Source organism: Lelliottia sp. RWM.1, from assembly GCF_016859735.1.
GTDB lineage: Bacteria > Pseudomonadota > Gammaproteobacteria > Enterobacterales > Enterobacteriaceae > Enterobacter.
The window spans coordinates 175,100-193,089 of record NZ_WLVC01000002.1 but is presented as its reverse complement, the minus strand read 5'-3'; the positions used below and the strand labels follow the sequence as shown (position 1 = coordinate 193,089).

Annotated in this window: 16 protein-coding genes and 2 tRNA genes; 14 read left to right on the top strand and 4 right to left on the bottom strand. The window is 50.2% G+C overall.

The annotated features are described in order from the left end of the window. A complete protein-coding gene (dacB, locus tag GF617_RS02750) occupies window positions 1-1,434 on the bottom strand; it encodes a serine-type D-Ala-D-Ala carboxypeptidase (RefSeq protein ID WP_181620951.1) in 1,434 nt (477 codons plus the stop codon). 248 nt (window positions 1,435-1,682) lie between these two features. Here dacB and greA point away from each other — a divergent pair, with 248 nt between their 5' ends. After that, a complete protein-coding gene (gene greA, locus GF617_RS02745; RefSeq protein ID WP_181620950.1) occupies window positions 1,683-2,159 on the top strand; it encodes a transcription elongation factor GreA in 477 nt (158 codons plus the stop codon). 151 nt (window positions 2,160-2,310) lie between these two features. Here the strand turns inward: greA and yhbY are convergent, their stop codons facing one another. Beyond that, window positions 2,311-2,604 carry a ribosome assembly RNA-binding protein YhbY gene (yhbY, locus tag GF617_RS02740; RefSeq protein ID WP_181623842.1) on the bottom strand — a complete coding sequence of 98 codons (294 nt, stop codon included), beginning with the start codon at window positions 2,602-2,604 and terminating at the stop codon, window positions 2,311-2,313. A 127-nt stretch (window positions 2,605-2,731) separates the two neighbouring features. Between yhbY and rlmE the strand changes: the two genes are divergently transcribed. From rlmE to GF617_RS02710, 6 genes are all read left to right on the top strand, one after another. After that, window positions 2,732-3,358 carry a 23S rRNA (uridine(2552)-2'-O)-methyltransferase RlmE gene (gene rlmE / locus GF617_RS02735; protein WP_181620949.1) on the top strand — a complete coding sequence of 209 codons (627 nt, stop codon included), beginning with the start codon at window positions 2,732-2,734 and terminating at the stop codon, window positions 3,356-3,358. Window positions 3,359-3,460: 102 nt separating this feature from the next. Beyond that, window positions 3,461-5,395: an ATP-dependent zinc metalloprotease FtsH gene (ftsH, locus tag GF617_RS02730; protein WP_181620948.1), complete on the top strand. Its 1,935-nt coding sequence runs from the start codon at window positions 3,461-3,463 to the stop codon at window positions 5,393-5,395. 98 nt (window positions 5,396-5,493) lie between these two features. Then, window positions 5,494-6,342, top strand: coding sequence for a dihydropteroate synthase (gene folP, locus GF617_RS02725; protein ID WP_181620947.1), 849 nt, complete (start codon window positions 5,494-5,496; stop codon window positions 6,340-6,342). Continuing rightward, a complete protein-coding gene (gene glmM / locus GF617_RS02720; RefSeq protein ID WP_181620946.1) occupies window positions 6,335-7,672 on the top strand; it encodes a phosphoglucosamine mutase in 1,338 nt (445 codons plus the stop codon). Before folP ends, glmM begins: the two co-directional genes overlap by 8 nt. A gap of 224 nt (window positions 7,673-7,896) precedes the next feature. Further along, a complete protein-coding gene (gene secG, locus GF617_RS02715; protein WP_181620945.1) occupies window positions 7,897-8,229 on the top strand; it encodes a preprotein translocase subunit SecG in 333 nt (110 codons plus the stop codon). A gap of 13 nt (window positions 8,230-8,242) precedes the next feature. After that, window positions 8,243-8,329: transfer RNA gene (locus tag GF617_RS02710), tRNA-Leu, on the top strand. A 189-nt stretch (window positions 8,330-8,518) separates the two neighbouring features. Here the strand turns inward: GF617_RS02710 and tnpA are convergent. Together tnpA and argG are read right to left on the bottom strand one after the other, a co-directional pair. Continuing rightward, window positions 8,519-8,977 (bottom strand): IS200/IS605 family transposase, encoded by a 459-nt coding sequence (gene tnpA, locus GF617_RS02705; protein WP_203451011.1) that lies wholly within the window; start codon window positions 8,975-8,977, stop codon window positions 8,519-8,521. Window positions 8,978-9,166: 189 nt separating this feature from the next. Then, a complete protein-coding gene (gene argG, locus GF617_RS02700) occupies window positions 9,167-10,513 on the bottom strand; it encodes an argininosuccinate synthase (protein WP_203451010.1) in 1,347 nt (448 codons plus the stop codon). Between the two features lie 342 nt (window positions 10,514-10,855). Here argG and GF617_RS02695 point away from each other — a divergent pair. From GF617_RS02695 to rpsO, 7 genes are all read left to right on the top strand, one after another. Further along, window positions 10,856-10,932: transfer RNA gene (locus tag GF617_RS02695), tRNA-Met, on the top strand. 207 nt (window positions 10,933-11,139) lie between these two features. Continuing rightward, window positions 11,140-11,592: a ribosome maturation factor RimP gene (gene rimP, locus GF617_RS02690; protein WP_181620943.1), complete on the top strand. Its 453-nt coding sequence runs from the start codon at window positions 11,140-11,142 to the stop codon at window positions 11,590-11,592. Between the two features lie 28 nt (window positions 11,593-11,620). Beyond that, window positions 11,621-13,108 carry a transcription termination factor NusA gene (gene nusA, locus GF617_RS02685; protein WP_181620942.1) on the top strand — a complete coding sequence of 496 codons (1,488 nt, stop codon included), beginning with the start codon at window positions 11,621-11,623 and terminating at the stop codon, window positions 13,106-13,108. Between the two features lie 24 nt (window positions 13,109-13,132). Continuing rightward, window positions 13,133-15,826, top strand: a complete 2,694-nt coding sequence (gene infB, locus GF617_RS02680; protein WP_181620941.1) for a translation initiation factor IF-2 — start codon at window positions 13,133-13,135, stop codon at window positions 15,824-15,826. 103 nt (window positions 15,827-15,929) lie between these two features. Continuing rightward, entirely contained in the window at window positions 15,930-16,331 is a 402-nt protein-coding gene (rbfA, locus tag GF617_RS02675; protein WP_181620940.1) for a 30S ribosome-binding factor RbfA, read from the top strand. Next, window positions 16,331-17,275 (top strand): tRNA pseudouridine(55) synthase TruB, encoded by a 945-nt coding sequence (truB, locus tag GF617_RS02670; RefSeq protein ID WP_203451009.1) that lies wholly within the window; start codon window positions 16,331-16,333, stop codon window positions 17,273-17,275. The genes rbfA and truB overlap by 1 nt, the downstream gene beginning before the upstream one ends. A 262-nt stretch (window positions 17,276-17,537) precedes the next feature. Beyond that, window positions 17,538-17,807, top strand: a complete 270-nt coding sequence (gene rpsO, locus GF617_RS02665) for a 30S ribosomal protein S15 (RefSeq protein WP_003861789.1) — start codon at window positions 17,538-17,540, stop codon at window positions 17,805-17,807. Window positions 17,808-17,990 lie beyond the last annotated feature (183 nt).

The window sequence follows — 17,990 nt, the reverse complement described above, 5'->3', positions numbered from 1 at the left end:
CTAGTTATTCTGGTAGATGTCCTTATAGAGCCTGCTCTCGAAGCGTACCAGTGGGATACGACGATTTCGCTGGTCTGTCGGTTCGACGGCATAGCCGGAAAGATACTGCACAAAAGCCATGCGTTGGCCGCTGGCAGTAGTGATAAAGCCTGCAAGGTTGTACACCCCTTGCAGTGAACCTGTTTTCGCTGAGACTTTACCATCTACACCCGCAGCATGAAGACCTGCGCGGTACTGGAGTGAGCCGTCGTACCCGGCAAGAGGCAGCATTGAGATAAAGTTTAGCTCAGTGTCGTGTTGAGCAATGTACTGAAGAACTTGCATCATTGTTGCCGGGGAAATCAAATTATGGCGCGATAACCCTGAACCATCGACGGCAATCGTATTGCCAAGGTCGATCCCGGCCTGCTGACGCAGGATCTGACGTACGGCATCGGATCCCGCTCGCCATGTTCCAGGCACGCCGAAACGTGCATGTCCAATCATACGAAAGACAGTATCGGCAATCATGTTGTCCGATTTTTTCAGCATAATCTTAAGCAGGTCATGCAGAGGTGCAGACTGCTTGCTGGCGATGACTGTACCGGGTTGATTGGCCTGAGTCTGACGCAAAAGCGTGCCCGAGTAGGTTATGCCAGCTTGTTTCAGTTCGTCTTTAAGGATTGCGCCAGCGTAGCTCGCACCGTCCTGAATAGCGAATGCCAGGGGCAGCGGATCGGTACGCTGTGTCAGGCAGCCAGTGAGCGTAAAGCGATTAAGGTCGCCAGGTACGACATCCAGCTCGCAATACTGTGCATCCGGTGAGCCTTTTGCCAGGGTGCGAACCTGGCTGAACATGGTGACCGGGTAATAGGACGCGACCCGAATGAATGCGAGATCATCCGGTTTTTGGGCGCTATAGAGCGAAACAGAGAAGCAGTTGCGGTCGACAATCGCCGCTGCCGGCGGTGCGCTAAAACACTGTGTCATGTCGTTCCATGGCCAGCCCGGTGCTTTATCATGGCTGGCAAAAATCGACGTGTCGATCAGCACATTACCGTCGATTTTCTGAATGCCCGATTTTTTCAATACCGCAACCATATTGCGGATATCCTGGCGTTTAAAGGTTGGATCGCCGCCAAACCGGGCGATAAGATCGCCTTTCAGTACGCCGTCATTAACGTTACCTTTGCTCTCTAGCGTAGTGGTAAAACGAAAATCCGGCCCCAACTGGAGCAGTGCAGCAAGTGCAGTGATCACTTTCTGGGTACTGGCAGGCAGCGCCATTTGCTGGCTGTGATAGTCTATCTCGGGTGCTTGTGCCCCGATTTTTTGTACAACCAGTGCAAGGTTAGCCCCAGCTGGCAACTGATTAATGTATTCATCAACATTCGCGGCCTGAGCGGTGAACGTTATACTGGCAGTCAATCCGATGATAAATCTGGAAAATCGCATAATCTCGCGCTAACAACCCGGAAACAAACCGCCATACTACGGCGCAACCCCCTGCAAAGTAAACGATGACCCATAGTGAACTTCAGGGTAAAATACTTATCAAAATGAAAAATTGCTGCTGGCCTGGGGCTTTGCTTCCGGGTCGGTTTTCTTTTTGCTTCTGGCTCACTCATGGCATTGATAGACATGAGTACAGGGGCCGGGGTAGGTGACGCTTCCCCCAACAGGAATGTTTAAGAGGTATAACAATGCAAGCTATTCCGATGACCTTACGTGGTGCTGAAAAACTACGCGAAGAGCTGGATTTTCTGAAATCCGTCCGTCGCCCTGAAATTATCGCTGCTATCGCAGACGCGCGTGAGCATGGCGATTTGAAAGAGAATGCGGAATATCACGCCGCGCGTGAGCAGCAAGGATTCTGCGAAGGTCGGATCAAAGATATCGAAGCTAAATTGTCTAATGCACAGGTCATCGACATCACTAAGATACCGAACAATGGCCGCGTGATCTTTGGTTCCACTGTGAAGGTGTTGAACCTGGATAATGATGAAGAGCAGACTTACCGCATCGTGGGTGACGACGAGGCAGATTTTAAGCAGAATTTAATTTCTGTGAACTCACCTATTGCTCGTGGTTTGATTGGTAAAGAGCAAGATGATGTTGTCGTTATCCGTACACCGGGTGGCGAAGTAGAGTACGAAATTATCAAGGTTGAGTACCTGTAATTCGCATCTCTACTAAGATGTTGATACATTGTAAAGAAAGGAAAAAGGCCGCATAGCGGCCTTTTATCAACTCAAAGAGCATGGCATTTTGCTCACCTGCTAACAGAAATCCCTCGTTTTACACAGATAATGTGTTCGATTCAGGATATTCTTAGCGTGGCAGCGAGATTTTACGCTCTTTAGACGGGCGATAGAGCACCAGCGTTTTACCGATGACCTGTACGTTACAGGAACCGGTTTCGCGCACGATGGCTTCCACGATCAGGGTTTTAGTGTCTCTGTCTTCAGAGGCGATTTTCACCTTGATCAGCTCGTGGTGTTCCAGCGCTTGTTCAATCTCGGCAAGCACCCCTTCGGTCAAACCATTGTTGCCAAGCATAACTACAGGCTTGAGCGGATGTGCCAGACCTTTAAGGTGCTGTTTTTGTTTAGTACTCAGATTCATCGTATATTTTTGCTTACGTTGGGATTGAAAACGGTTCATTCTACCGCCATCTCCCTTATATCGCCAAATAGCTGCGTAGAAATTTACGTCACAGGCACGTTACGATGAACCAGGACGGAAATGTTAAATGACAGGTAAAAAGCGTTCTGCCAGCTCCAGCCGCTGGCTCCAGGAACACTTTAGCGATAAATATGTTCTCCAGGCGCAGAAAAAGGGGTTACGTTCCCGCGCCTGGTTTAAACTTGATGAAATACAGCAAAGTGACAAACTTTTTAAACCGGGAATGACCGTTGTCGACCTCGGTGCAGCACCCGGAGGATGGTCTCAGTATGCTGTAACGCAGATCGGTGGAACGGGACGAATCATCGCATGCGATCTTTTACCGATGGATCCAATCGTTGGTGTGGACTTCCTTCAGGGCGATTTTCGTGATGAATTAGTGCTGAAAGCGTTACTTGAACGCGTAGGTGATAGTAAGGTCCAGGTTGTCATGTCAGATATGGCACCAAATATGTGTGGAACACCGGCGGTGGATATCCCCCGCGCCATGTATTTGGTGGAGCTAGCGTTAGAAATGTGTCGTGATGTACTAGCGCCTGGTGGTAGTTTTGTTGTGAAGGTGTTTCAAGGCGAAGGTTTCGAGGAGTATCTGAAGGAAATTCGCTCCCTGTTTGCGAAGGTGAAAGTTCGTAAGCCGGACTCTTCCCGAGCGCGTTCTCGTGAAGTGTATATTGTAGCGTCCGGGCGAAAATGATAACCGGTAGATTTCAGGCGAAAGTTTGAATGAAACTGGATATAGAGTATCCTGACGCTGTTTTTAACACAGTTGTAATGTGAGGTTAATCCCTTGAGTGACATGGCGAAAAACCTAATTCTCTGGCTGGTCATTGCCGTTGTGCTGATGTCAGTATTCCAGAGCTTTGGGCCCAGCGAGTCGAATGGCCGCAAGGTGGATTATTCTACCTTCCTGCAAGAGGTCAATCAGGACCAGGTTCGCGAAGCGCGTATCAACGGACGTGAGATCAACGTTACCAAGAAAGATAGTAACCGTTACACGACTTACATCCCGGTGAACGATCCTAAGCTGCTTGATAACCTTCTGACTAAAAACGTCAAGGTGGTAGGTGAGCCGCCGGAAGAGCCGAGCTTGCTGGCTTCGATCTTCATATCCTGGTTCCCGATGCTGCTTCTTATTGGCGTCTGGATCTTCTTCATGCGCCAAATGCAGGGCGGAGGTGGCAAAGGTGCCATGTCGTTCGGTAAAAGTAAGGCGCGCATGCTGACGGAAGACCAGATCAAGACCACATTTGCGGATGTCGCGGGTTGTGACGAAGCAAAAGAAGAAGTGGGTGAGTTGGTTGAATACCTGCGTGAGCCAAGTCGTTTCCAGAAGCTGGGCGGCAAAATCCCGAAAGGTGTCCTGATGGTGGGGCCTCCAGGGACCGGTAAAACGCTGTTGGCGAAAGCCATCGCGGGTGAAGCTAAAGTTCCGTTCTTTACTATTTCGGGTTCTGATTTCGTTGAAATGTTCGTGGGTGTCGGCGCATCTCGTGTGCGTGACATGTTCGAACAGGCCAAGAAAGCAGCCCCTTGTATTATCTTTATCGATGAAATCGACGCCGTAGGCCGCCAGCGTGGCGCAGGTCTGGGTGGCGGTCACGATGAACGTGAACAGACACTGAACCAGATGCTGGTTGAGATGGATGGTTTCGAAGGTAACGAGGGTATTATCGTTATCGCCGCGACTAACCGTCCTGACGTACTTGACCCAGCGCTGCTGCGTCCAGGCCGTTTCGACCGCCAGGTTGTGGTTGGTCTGCCAGATGTGCGTGGCCGTGAACAGATCCTGAAAGTTCATATGCGTCGTGTACCACTGGCCCCAGACATTGACGCGGCAATCATTGCGCGTGGTACTCCGGGCTTCTCCGGCGCGGATCTGGCTAACCTTGTCAACGAAGCAGCACTGTTTGCGGCTCGTGGTAACAAGCGTGTGGTCTCCATGGTGGAGTTCGAGAAAGCGAAAGACAAAATCATGATGGGTGCGGAACGTCGCTCCATGGTGATGACGGAAGCGCAGAAAGAATCTACGGCGTACCACGAAGCAGGTCACGCGATCATTGGTCGTCTGGTTCCGGAACACGATCCGGTGCATAAAGTGACGATCATCCCTCGTGGTCGTGCTCTGGGTGTCACATTCTTCCTTCCGGAAGGTGATGCAATCAGTGCAAGTCGTCAGAAACTGGAAAGTCAGATTTCAACGTTGTATGGCGGTCGTCTGGCAGAAGAGATTATCTACGGCGTAGAGCATGTTTCTACCGGTGCGTCTAACGATATTAAAGTTGCGACTAACCTGGCGCGTAACATGGTGACTCAGTGGGGCTTCTCCGACAAACTTGGTCCACTGCTGTATGCAGAGGAAGAGGGTGAAGTATTCCTGGGCCGTTCTGTCGCGAAGGCAAAACACATGTCTGATGAGACAGCACGTATCATTGACCAGGAAGTAAAATTACTGGTTGAACGTAACTATGGCCGTGCTCGTGAGATTCTGAACGACAATCTGGATATTCTGCACTCAATGAAAGATGCGCTCATGAAATATGAGACTATTGATGCTCCTCAGATTGATGACCTGATGGCTCGCCGTGAAGTGCGTCCGCCAGCGGGCTGGGAAGATCCAGGTACGTCCAATAATTCTGACAATAATGGCACTCCGCGTGCGCCGCGTCCGGTTGATGAACCTCGTACGCCGAACCCGGGTAATACCATGTCAGAACAGTTGGATGACAAGTAAGTCACTGCTGTAGATGATGATATCTTCGCCTGAAACCCTGGAGCTTGCTCCGGGGTTTTTCTTATTCGTTTAACCATAAAAATAACAGGGAGTTAGCCATGAAACTTTATGCCCAGGATTCGTTTCTCGATCTCTCACATCCACATGTGATGGGGATCCTGAACGTTACGCCTGACTCCTTTTCTGATGGCGGAACGCATAACACGTTGATTGAGGCCGTTAAACACGCGAATCTGATGATTAACGCGGGCGCGACAATCATTGACATCGGTGGGGAGTCGACTCGTCCTGGTGCTGCAGACGTCTCCGTCGAAGAGGAACTGGCCCGCGTTATCCCTGTCGTCGAAGCTATTGCTCAGCGTTTTGAGGTATGGATTTCTGTCGATACCTCAAAACCAGACGTTATCCGCGAATCGGCGCGAGCTGGCGTCCACATTATTAATGATATTCGCTCGCTGACTGAACCGGGGGCGCTGAACGCTGCCGCCGAAACAGGTTTACCTGTGTGTCTGATGCACATGCAGGGGCAGCCAAAAACCATGCAGGAAGCCCCAAAATATGACGATGTTTATGCCGATGTGAATCGCTACTTTATTGAGCAAATCGACCGTTGTGAACGTGCGGGTATCGCAAAAGAGAAATTGCTGCTCGACCCAGGGTTCGGTTTCGGTAAAAATCTGTCGCATAATTACGCGTTACTTGCTCGTTTATCCGAATTTCACCATTTTGACTTGCCCCTCTTGGTGGGCATGTCGAGAAAGTCGATGGTAGGGCAATTATTGAATGTTGGGCCAAGTGAACGCCTGAGTGGCAGTCTGGCTTGCGCGGTGATTGCGGCAATGCAAGGTGCGCACATTATTCGTGTCCACGACGTTAAAGAGACAGTAGAAGCCATGCGTGTGGTTGAAGCTACACTGGCAGCGAAGGAAAACAAACGCTATGAGTAATCGTAAATATTTTGGCACTGATGGTATCCGTGGTCGTGTGGGCGATACACCAATCACTCCAGATTTTGTCCTGAAGCTGGGTTGGGCTGCGGGGAAGGTGCTGGCGCGCCACGGCTCCCGTAAAATCATTATTGGCAAAGACACCCGCATTTCGGGCTATATGCTGGAGTCAGCTCTGGAAGCGGGTCTTGCCGCTGCCGGGCTGTCAGCCTCTTTCACTGGCCCAATGCCAACACCCGCAGTGGCTTATCTGACGCGTGCTTTTCGTGCGGAAGCAGGGATTGTGATCTCAGCATCCCATAACCCATTTTATGATAATGGGATCAAGTTCTTCTCCATTGACGGCACTAAGCTGCCGGATGAAGTCGAAGAGGCCATTGAAGCTGAAATGGAAAAAGAGATTACCTGTGTAGACTCAGCGGAACTGGGTAAAGCCAGCCGTATTGTTGATGCTGCTGGTCGTTACATCGAATTTTGCAAAGGGACATTCCCTAACGAATTAAGCCTGGCTCATCTGAAGATTGTGGTGGACTGCGCTAATGGTGCGACCTACCACATTGCACCGAATGTTTTCCGCGAGCTGGGTGCGAAGGTCATCACCATTGGCTGCGAGCCTGATGGTCTGAATATCAACGAAGAAGTGGGGGCGACGGACGTTCGTGCCCTGCAGGCGCGTGTCCTTGCTGAAAAAGCCGATTTGGGGATTGCCCTGGATGGTGATGGTGACCGTGTCATCATGGTTGATCATGAAGGCAACAAGGTCGATGGCGATCAGATCCTGTATATCATTGCCCGTGAAGGCCTTCGTCAGGGGCAACTGCGTGGTGGTGCTGTTGGGACCCTGATGAGCAACATGGGGCTTGAACTGGCGCTGAAACAGCTAGGCATACCGTTTGCACGTGCAAAAGTAGGTGACCGCTACGTACTGGAAAAACTCCAGGAGAAAGGCTGGCGTATTGGTGCTGAAAACTCTGGTCATGTGATCCTGCTTGATAAAACCACCACTGGTGATGGGATTGTGGCTGGGCTTCAGGTGGTTGCAGCGATGGTGCGTAATCATATGAGCCTGCATGACCTGTGCAGTGGAATGAAAATGTTCCCACAGATTTTGGTCAACGTTCGATTCACTGCAGGTCACGGCGATCCGCTGGAGAATGAGAATGTGAAAGCGGTGATGGCAGAAGTCGAAGCGTCACTGGGTAATCGTGGGCGCGTCCTTCTGCGTAAGTCAGGAACTGAACCGCTAATCCGTGTCATGGTGGAAGGTGAAGACGAAACGCAGGTCAATGAATTTGCGCATCGTATTGCAGATGCGGTGAAAGCTGCATAACGTTGCACTGTAAGTGTTTAAAAAGGCGGCGCTTGCCGCCTTTGTTTTGAGCAAATAATCGCTTTTTGCTGTTTTTTTCCTCACTTGATACAATGCATCAAAATTGCGCTTGCGTGGGTCATGCGCTTTGGTTAGTATTCACACCCGCTTCAGTGGGAAACAAAAATCCTGCTAAATTGGTCGAAGCATTGGTATGCGGCAAATCCGCAAGGAACAGGTTGATTATGTACGAAGCTCTTTTGGTTGTTTTCCTTATTGTAGCCATCGCTCTTGTAGCGCTGATTATGCTGCAGCAAGGTAAAGGCGCTGATATGGGAGCCTCCTTCGGAGCAGGCGCTTCTGGTACGCTGTTTGGTTCAAGTGGTTCTGCGAACTTCATGACCCGCACAACGGCGATTCTGGCTACGCTGTTCTTCATCATCAGTCTGGCGCTGGGCAATATCAACAGCAACAAGACCAGTAAAGGAAGCGAGTGGGAAAATCTGAATGCTCCGTCTAAAACTGAGCAGACTCAGCCAGCTGAACCGGCTAAGCCGACCAGCGATATCCCGCACTAAAAGTTGTATCTGTGCCGAGGTGGTGGAATTGGTAGACACGCTACCTTGAGGTGGTAGTGCCCGATTGGGCTTACGGGTTCAAGTCCCGTCCTCGGTACCAATATTCCGAAAAAGAGACATCGAAAGATGTCTTTTTTTCGCCTGAAGAAAAGTACATGGATCGGTTCTCCTTGGCCGTTAAATAAATATCCTCCGGCATAGCCGGAGGTTTTTCAAATGCGCCTGTAAGGCTCTGTTACCAGCCGCGCCCTAACAGGCGCATACGATCTGACATTTGCATCCAACTTCTTTACTTACGGCCCGTAAACGGGCTACCCGGATAAGGGATCGATAACTGCTCTCCCATTTTATCCTCTTCAAGCTGGTGCTTTATGTATTCCTGTATCTTCGCCGTGTTCTTCCCTACCGTATCCACATAGTAACCCCGACACCAGAACTCCCTGTTTCTGTATTTGAACTTCAGATCTCCAAACTGCTCATACAGCATCAGGCTACTCTTTCCCTTCAGATATCCCATAAAACCCGACACACTCATTTTCGGTGGGATCTCCACAAGCATATGGATATGATCTGCGCAACATTCCGCTTCCAGAATTCGTACGTTTTTCCATTTACATAGCTTTCTCAAAATCCCGCCTATTGCTCTACGCTTCTCTCCGTAGAACGCCTGCCTTCGGTATTTCGGCGCAAAAACTATGTGATATTTACAGTTCCATCGGGTGTGCGCTAAGCTCTTTTCGTCCCTCATTGGGACCCCCTTTTGATTTCTTGTTTGACTCTTGCAGTTGCCAGACCGCAAGGTGTTTTAACAAATCAAAAGGGGTTTTAATAACTGGCTCAAAGCTGAAAGCTTTCCGGAACCCCCAGCCTAGCTGGGGGTTTTCTGTGCACAACAAAAAAAGCACCCGAAGGTGCTTTTTGCATTCTGTCTTAGCGATTATTTCTTATCGCTGTGTTCCAGATTTTCGACCTGCGGCAGACCGTTACCGGAGCTAGCGGAAAGCAGACCTGTTTCAATATAGTTGAACAGCTTCTCGCGGGTATCGGTAATGTCCAGATTACGCATGGTCAATTGACCAATACGATCGTCAGGAGAGAACACAGACTCACCTTTCTCCATGGTCAGACGCTCTGCTTTGTAAGTCAGATTGTCTGATACAGTATTCAGAATGGAGTAGTCGTTACCACGACGCAGTTCCAGTGTGACTTCACCCGTGATTGCACTTGCAACCCAACGCTGCAGAGCATCACGCAACATCAGTGCCTGCGGATCAAACCAGCGGCCCTGATACAGCAGTTTACCCAACTGGCGGCCATGGGAGTGATACTGTTCGATAGTATCTTCGTTATGAATACCCGTCAGTAAACGCTCGTAAGCGATATGCAGCAGCGCCATCCCCGGAGCTTCATAGATGCCACGGCTTTTTGCTTCGATAATACGGTTCTCAATCTGATCGCTCATACCCAGACCGTGACGACCACCGATACGGTTAGCTTCCAGCATTAGCTCTACATCATCGGAGAAGGTTTTGCCGTTCAGGGCAACCGGATGGCCACGTTCAAAACGTACAGTCACTTCTTCTGCCGGGATTTTGACGTCTTCATCCCAGAATTTCACACCCATGATCGGGTTAACGATCTTCACGCTGGAGTTAAGGAATTCGAGATCTTTTGCTTCGTGTGTTGCACCCAGCATGTTGGAGTCGGTGGAATAAGCTTTTTCCACTGACATTTTGTAATCAAAACCGCAGGCGATCATGAACTCAGACATTTCATGACGGCCACCCAGCTCGTCGATGAAGTCAGTATCCAGCCACGGCTTGTAAATCTGCAGTTCGGCATTGGTCAGCAGGCCATAACGATAAAAACGTTCAATATCGTTGCCCTTATAGGTGCTGCCATCGCCCCAGATGTTAACTCCATCGTCTTTCATTGCTGCAACCAGCATTGTACCGGTAACAGCACGACCCAAAGGCGTGGTGTTAAAATAGGTGAGGCCGCCGGTCGTGTTATGGAATGCCCCGCACTGGATAGCCGCAATACCTTCAGCCACCAGTTGTTTACGGCAGTCAATCAGACGTGCGTTCTCTGCACCATATTCCATGGCACGACGAGGAATCGCATCATAATCGTCCTCATCTGGCTGACCCAGGTTCGCTGTATATGCATAAGGAACCGCTCCCTTTTGGCGCATCCACAGCAGTGCAGCGCTGGTATCTAGTCCACCGGAAAAGGCGATGCCTATACGTTGACCTGCTGGAAGATGCTTGAGAATCGTCGTCATAAAATAAAACCCTGCTTGATTGACTGAGAGAGACCACTTTCGCGCTTATTGCATTTTTATGCAAAATAAGTGAGTTTTCATTTAATCATCTTTTGCCGATGACCGGAAGACATTCGTGTGTTTTTTGTAAAAATTTCCCTCACGGCAAGCCAGTTGGCGCAGTAGTGTCAGAACAGAATAGTGTGCGTTGGTGTATTCAACAAAGCGCATAGTTCACAGGGTTGACAGTCAGGGTCAACTATCAATATACTGAGCGCCGGTTTTACGTCCCGTCTTCGGTACCAAATCCCAGCATTATTTGCATTTTCTACCTAAAACGCGTAGAATTTGCCACGTTTCAGGCGCGGGGTGGAGCAGCCTGGTAGCTCGTCGGGCTCATAACCCGAAGGTCGTCGGTTCAAATCCGGCCCCCGCAACCATTTTCCTATAAAGTTCTTTTTCAAATATACTGTGAAGACTTAGCGCCTTCGTAGCTGGATTTGAAAAAATTCTTTCGGAAAGTGCTCCAGGCCGCAGTTGCGGCTATAGGGTTCAGTTATCTAAAGCCCCGATTTATCGGGGTTTTTTGTTATCTGACTACAGAATAACTGGGCTTTATGCCCTTTTTTTATGTCTTGGGGGTGGGCTTGTCCACATTAGAGCAAAAATTAACAGAGATGATTACAGCACCAGTCGAAGCACTGGGCTACGAACTGGTCGGCATCGAATTTATTCGCAGCCGTACATCCACGCTGCGCATCTACATTGATAGTGAAGATGGCATCAATGTTGATGATTGTGCTGATGTTAGCCACCAGGTTAGTGCGGTTCTTGACGTTGAAGATCCTATTACTGTTGCGTATAACCTGGAAGTTTCCTCGCCTGGCCTCGATCGCCCTATGTTCACTGCTGAACACTACACCCGCTATACCGGGGAAGAAGTGGCAGTTGTTCTGCGTATGGCTGTACAGAACCGCCGTAAATGGCAGGGTATAATCAAGGCCGTTGATGGTGAGATGATCACAGTAACAGTCGAAGGCAAAGATGAAGTGTTCGCGCTGAGTAATATCCAGAAGGCGAACCTGGTTCCCCACTTTTAACAGTCTGGATTGAGGTGAAAAGCCCGCGATGAACAAAGAAATTTTGGCTGTTGTTGAAGCCGTCTCCAACGAGAAATCACTGCCGCGTGAGAAGATTTTCGAAGCGCTGGAAAGTGCACTGGCTACAGCAACCAAGAAAAAATATGAACAAGAGATCGATGTTCGCGTAGAAATCGATCGTAGAAGCGGTGACTTCGATACTTTCCGTCGTTGGGTGATTGTTGAAGAAGTGACTCAACCGACCAAAGAAATCACGCTGGAAGCGGCGCGTTTTGAAGACGAAAGCCTGAATGTCGGTGAGTATGTTGAAGATCAGATTGAATCTGTCACTTTCGACCGTATCACGACCCAAACGGCAAAACAGGTTATCGTACAGAAAGTACGTGAAGCTGAACGAGCTATGGTTGTCGATCAGTTCCGTGAGCATGAAGGCGAAATCATCACTGGTGTGGTGAAAAAAGTTAACCGTGACAATATCTCTCTGGATCTGGGTAGCAACGCTGAAGCGGTTATCCTGCGTGAAGATATGTTGCCACGTGAAAACTTCCGTCCAGGCGACCGTATCCGTGGTGTTCTGTATGCCGTCCGTCCGGAAGCTCGTGGTGCACAGCTGTTCGTGACCCGTTCTAAACCAGAAATGCTGGTTGAACTGTTCCGTATCGAAGTGCCAGAAATCGGCGAAGAAGTAATCGAAATTAAAGCTGCGGCTCGTGATCCTGGTTCTCGTGCGAAAATCGCTGTGAAAACCAATGACAAACGTATCGATCCAGTAGGTGCTTGTGTCGGCATGCGTGGTGCGCGTGTTCAGGCTGTTTCTACAGAGCTGGGCGGCGAGCGTATCGATATTGTTCTGTGGGATGATAATCCGGCGCAGTTCGTGATCAATGCGATGGCTCCGGCAGATGTTGCGTCCATCGTGGTAGACGAAGATAAGCACACCATGGATATCGCCGTTGAAGCTGGTAACCTTGCACAGGCTATCGGTCGTAACGGTCAGAACGTTCGTCTGGCTTCGCAACTGAGTGGCTGGGAACTCAACGTAATGACGGTTGATGACCTGCAGGCTAAGCATCAGGCTGAAGCCCATGCGGCAATTGATACCTTCACGAAATACCTGGATATTGACGAAGATTTCGCCACTGTCCTGGTCGAAGAAGGCTTCTCTACGCTGGAAGAACTGGCCTATGTGCCAATGAAAGAGCTGCTGGAAATTGACGGTCTGGATGAATCCACCGTTGAAGCCCTGCGTGAACGCGCTAAAAACGCACTGACCACCCTGGCACTGGCTCAGGAAGAAAGCCTAGGTGATAACAAGCCGGCTGATGACCTGCTGAATCTGGAAGGTCTTGATCGTGCGATTGCGTTCAAGCTGGCTGCCCGTGGTGTTTGTACGCTGGAAGATCTCGCTGAGCAAGGCGTTGATGACCTGGCTGATATCGAAGGTTTAACCGACGAGAAAGCCGGCGAACTCATCATGGCCGCACGTAATATTTGCTGGTTCGGCGACGAAGCGTAATAAACTGTAGCAGGAAGGAACAGCATGACTGATGTAACTGTAAAATCGCTGGCTGCCGAGATTCAGACCTCCGTGGACCGCCTGGTACAGCAATTTGCTGATGCAGGGATCCCGAAGTCCGCTGATGACTCGGTGACTGCGCACGAGAAACAAACGCTGTTAGCGCATTTGAACCGTGAACACGGTTCTACGCCTGACAAGCTGACGTTGCAGCGTAAAACGCGCAGCACGTTGAATATTCCAGGTACCGGTGGAAAAAGTAAATCGGTACAAATCGAAGTCCGCAAGACGCGCACCTTTGTAAAACGTGATCCGCAAGAGGCTGAACGCCTCGCTGCGGAAGAGCAGGCACAGCGTGAAGCGGAAGAACAAGCTCAGCGTGAGGCGGAAGCAATCGCCAAACGTGAGGCAGAATTAAAAGCTGAACGTGAGGCCGCAGAAAAAGCGAAACGCGACGCAAGTGATAAAGCGAAGCGTGAAGCTGCGGAAAAAGACAAAGTGAGCAATCAACAGACAGACGAAATGACCAAAACCGCCCAGGCAGAAAAAGCCCGCCGTGAAAATGAAGCTGCCGAGCTGAAGCGTAAAGCGGAAGAAGAAGCCCGTCGCAAGCTCGAAGAAGATGCTCGTCGCGTAGCTGAAGAAGCTCGTCGCATGGCGGAATCAAATGAGAAAGGCTGGACTGAAACGACTGAAGCACCTTCAGAAGATTCCAGTGACTATCATGTAACCACTTCCCAGCATGCTCGCCAGGCTGAAGACGACAATGACCGTGAAGTTGAAGGTGGTCGTGGTCGTGCCCGTACAGCTTCAAAAGCTGCGCGTCCTCAGAAGAAAGGCAACAAGCACGCTGAATCTAAAGCTGATCGCGAAGAAGCGCGTGCAGCGGTTCGTGGCGGTAAAGGCGGTAAGCGTAAAGGCTCCGCTCTGCAGCAGGGCTTCCAGAAGCCGGTTCAGGCTGTTAACCGTGATGTTGTCATCGGCGAAACCATCACCGTTGGCGATTTGGCGAACAAGATGGCAGTTAAAGGTTCTCAGGTCATCAAAGCGATGATGAAACTGGGTGCAATGGCAACCATCAACCAGGTTATCGATCAGGAAACAGCACAGCTGGTTGCTGAAGAGATGGGCCATAAAGTTATCCTGCGTCGTGAAAACGAGCTGGAAGAAGCAGTAATGAGCGACCGTGACACCGGCGCTGCAGCTGAGCCACGTGCACCAGTTGTGACCATCATGGGCCACGTTGACCATGGTAAAACATCTCTGCTCGACTACATTCGTTCTACGAAAGTAGCCTCCGGTGAAGCGGGTGGTATTACACAGCATATCGGTGCATACCATGTAGAAACTGAAAATGGCATGATCACCTTCCTGGATACCCCAGGTCACGCCGCATTTACCTCAATGCGTGCTCGTGGTGCTCAGGCTACAGATATCGTTGTTCTGGTTGTTGCAGCAGACGACGGCGTGATGCCGCAGACTATCGAAGCTATCCAGCATGCGAAAGCAGCGCAGGTTCCGCTGGTTGTTGCTGTGAACAAGATCGATAAACCAGAAGCCGATCTGGATCGCGTTAAAAACGAACTGTCTCAGTACGGTGTTATGCCGGAAGAGTGGGGCGGTGAGGCTCAGTTCATCCCTGTTTCTGCAAAAGCGGGTACGGGTATCGACGACCTCCTTAACGCAATCCTGCTGCAGGCTGAAGTTCTGGAGCTGAAAGCTATCCGTAAAGGTATGGCGAGCGGTGCAGTTATCGAATCCTTCCTGGATAAAGGTCGTGGTCCGGTAGCCACAGTTCTGGTTCGTGAAGGTACGCTGAACAAAGGCGATATCGTACTGTGTGGTTTCGAATACGGTCGTGTTCGTGCGATGCGTAACGAACTGGGCCAGGAAGTTCTGGAAGCGGGTCCATCCATTCCAGTAGAAATCCTGGGTCTGTCCGGTGTTCCTGCTGCGGGTGACGAAGTTACCGTCGTTCGTGACGAGAAGAAAGCACGTGAAGTTGCACTGTATCGTCAGGGTAAATTCCGTGAAGTTAAACTGGCTCGTCAGCAGAAATCCAAACTCGAGAATATGTTTGCGAACATGACCGAAGGCGAAGTTCACGAAGTGAACATCGTTCTGAAAGCGGATGTTCAGGGTTCTGTGGAAGCGATCTCCGATTCCTTGCTGAAACTGTCTACTGATGAAGTTAAAGTGAAGATCATCGGTTCTGGCGTAGGTGGTATCACCGAAACCGACGCAACCCTGGCAGCAGCATCCAATGCTATCCTGGTTGGCTTCAACGTTCGTGCTGATGCTTCTGCGCGTAAAGTTATTGAGGCTGAAAGCCTGGATCTGCGCTACTACTCCGTCATCTATAACCTGATCGACGAAGTGAAAGCGGCAATGAGCGGTATGCTGTCTCCGGAACTGAAACAGCAGATCATCGGTCTGGCTGAAGTACGTGACGTGTTCAAATCGCCGAAATTCGGTGCTATCGCAGGTTGTATGGTGACGGAAGGTACGATTAAGCGTCACAATCCAATCCGCGTTCTTCGTGATAACGTGGTTATCTATGAAGGCGAGCTGGAATCCCTGCGCCGCTTCAAAGACGATGTTAACGAAGTCCGTAACGGCATGGAATGTGGTATCGGCGTTAAGAACTACAACGACGTTCGCGTGGGCGATATGATCGAAGTGTTCGAAATCATCGAGATCCAACGCAGCATCGACTAATCCGAAGAGGATTAGTGAACGTGTAGGCCGGGTTAGCGAAGCGCCACCCGGCAAGAAATTTCAAAAGGGGCTTATAGCCCCTTTTTTGTCAGGAGAATTTATTATGGCGAAAGAATTTGGTCGCCCGCAGCGCGTTGCGCAGGAGATGCAGAAAGAGATTGCGCTCATCCTGCAGCGTGAAATTAAAGACCCACGTGTCGGCATGATGACGACAGTTTCGGGGGTTGAAATGTCTCGCGACCTGGCCTATGCCAAAGTATTCGTGACGTTTCTGAACGATCAGGACGAAGCCGCAGTGAAAAACGGCATCAAAGCATTACAGGAAGCGTCAGGATTTATCCGCTCTCTTCTTGGTAAAGCGATGCGTCTGCGTATCGTGCCGGAATTGACTTTCTTCTATGACAACTCACTGGTAGAAGGTATGCGCATGTCCAACCTGGTGACAAGCGTGGTTAAGCATGACGATGAGCGTCGTGTTAACCCGGACGACAGCAAGGAGGACTGATGAGTCGTCCTCGTCGTCGCGGTCGCGATGTGCACGGCGTGTTGCTGCTGGATAAACCTCAAGGGGCTTCCAGCAATGACGTGCTGCAAAAAGTAAAACGAATTTATAATGCTAACCGTGCCGGACATACCGGTGCGCTGGACCCTCTGGCAACAGGTATGTTGCCTGTCTGTCTGGGGGAAGCGACAAAATTTTCTCAGTATCTGCTCGATTCTGATAAACGCTACCGTGTCATTGCGAAACTTGGCCAACGTACCGATACCTCCGATGCTGATGGGTTGGTCGTTGAAGAGCGCCCGATAGCGTTTAGTGCCGAGCAGCTTGATGCCGCATTGGAAAGTTTCCGGGGCGATACCTTGCAGGTTCCGTCGATGTATTCGGCGTTGAAGTCTCAGGGTAAAAAACTCTACGAATATGCGCGTCAAGGAATTGAGGTTCCGCGCGAAGCTCGCCCAATCACTGTATATGAACTGCTCTTCATTCGCCATGAAGGTGATGAACTAGAGCTGGAAGTTCATTGTTCGAAAGGGACCTATATTCGTACTATCATCGATGACCTGGGCGAAAAGCTGGGTTGTGGTGCGCATGTGATTTATTTGCGTCGTTTAGCCGTGAGTAAGTACCCGGTTGAGCGTATGGTAACGCTTGAGCATCTTTACTCATTGGTTGAGCAGGCTGAAGCACAAGGGATCCCTACAGCGGATTTGCTTGATCCGCTGCTGATGCCAATGGACAGTCCGGCCTCTGATTTTCCAGTCGTCAATTTGCCGTTAACGTCTTCTGTTTACTTTAAAAATGGTAACCCAGTTCGTACCACTGAAACCCCGTATGAAGGCTTGGTGCGTGTGACGGAAGGCGAGAACAATACGTTCATTGGCATGGGCGAAATGGATGACGAGGGTCGTGTAGCGCCGCGTCGTCTGGTGGTTGAATATCCTGCATAACGGCTTGCCTTGCGGTAAGCAGGGGAGACGAGTAGAATATCGCCGCTTAACGTCCGGCAAATTGTTTAACAATCTGCTGGGCGCATACACAAAATCATTCGAGTTGCGTCAAGGCGACAAGTCTGAGAATCCTCTGAAGCTTACCCAAGTAAGTGACTGAGGTGAGCAGACGCAGAGGCGGCTTGAAGGATGAAGTGTATACACTGGGATTGCTGAATTAGAGATTGGCATCCTTACATTCTTTATACTTTGGAGTTTTAAAATGTCTCTAAGCGTTGAAGCTAAAGCTAAAATCGTTTCTGAGTTTGGTCGTGGTACTAACGACAGCGGTTCTACCGAAGTTCAGGTTGCACTGCTGACTGCACAGATTAACCACCTGCAGGGTCACTTTGCAGAGCACAAAAAAGATCACCACAGCCGTCGTGGTCTGCTGCGCATGGTTTCTCAGCGTCGTAAACTGCTCGACTACCTGAAACGTAAAGATGTTGCACGCTACACCGCGCTGATCGAGCGTCTGGGTCTGCGTCGCTAAGTCTTGCGAGTTTCAGAAAAGGGGGCCTGATGGCCCCTTTTTTCAACCAGACGGCAGCAATTCACTGGAAACTATTGTATTGTTGCTATAAATGATCTTCATTGCAGAGGTTCGCGCGGCTAATGAGAGGCTTCACCCATGGGGGTGTCGGTTGTCATTAGTCGCGAGGATGCGAAGAAGGTC

Excerpts from the sequence above, each read along its gene's own strand:
- infB (WP_181620941.1), top strand. The coding sequence starts at position 13,133 with ATGACTGATGTAACTGTAAAATCGCTGGCTGCCGAGATTCAGACCTCC.
- folP (WP_181620947.1), top strand. The coding sequence starts at position 5,494 with ATGAAACTTTATGCCCAGGATTCGTTTCTCGATCTCTCACATCCACAT.
- nusA (WP_181620942.1), top strand. The coding sequence starts at position 11,621 with ATGAACAAAGAAATTTTGGCTGTTGTTGAAGCCGTCTCCAACGAGAAA.
- argG (WP_203451010.1), bottom strand. The coding sequence starts at position 10,513 with ATGACGACGATTCTCAAGCATCTTCCAGCAGGTCAACGTATAGGCATC.
- dacB (WP_181620951.1), bottom strand. The coding sequence starts at position 1,434 with ATGCGATTTTCCAGATTTATCATCGGATTGACTGCCAGTATAACGTTC.
- rlmE (WP_181620949.1), top strand. The coding sequence starts at position 2,732 with ATGACAGGTAAAAAGCGTTCTGCCAGCTCCAGCCGCTGGCTCCAGGAA.
- ftsH (WP_181620948.1), top strand. The coding sequence starts at position 3,461 with ATGGCGAAAAACCTAATTCTCTGGCTGGTCATTGCCGTTGTGCTGATG.
- rbfA (WP_181620940.1), top strand. The coding sequence starts at position 15,930 with ATGGCGAAAGAATTTGGTCGCCCGCAGCGCGTTGCGCAGGAGATGCAG.
- greA (WP_181620950.1), top strand. The coding sequence starts at position 1,683 with ATGCAAGCTATTCCGATGACCTTACGTGGTGCTGAAAAACTACGCGAA.
- tnpA (WP_203451011.1), bottom strand. The coding sequence starts at position 8,977 with ATGAGGGACGAAAAGAGCTTAGCGCACACCCGATGGAACTGTAAATAT.
- truB (WP_203451009.1), top strand. The coding sequence starts at position 16,331 with ATGAGTCGTCCTCGTCGTCGCGGTCGCGATGTGCACGGCGTGTTGCTG.
- yhbY (WP_181623842.1), bottom strand. The coding sequence starts at position 2,604 with ATGAATCTGAGTACTAAACAAAAACAGCACCTTAAAGGTCTGGCACAT.
- secG (WP_181620945.1), top strand. The coding sequence starts at position 7,897 with ATGTACGAAGCTCTTTTGGTTGTTTTCCTTATTGTAGCCATCGCTCTT.
- rpsO (WP_003861789.1), top strand. The coding sequence starts at position 17,538 with ATGTCTCTAAGCGTTGAAGCTAAAGCTAAAATCGTTTCTGAGTTTGGT.
- glmM (WP_181620946.1), top strand. The coding sequence starts at position 6,335 with ATGAGTAATCGTAAATATTTTGGCACTGATGGTATCCGTGGTCGTGTG.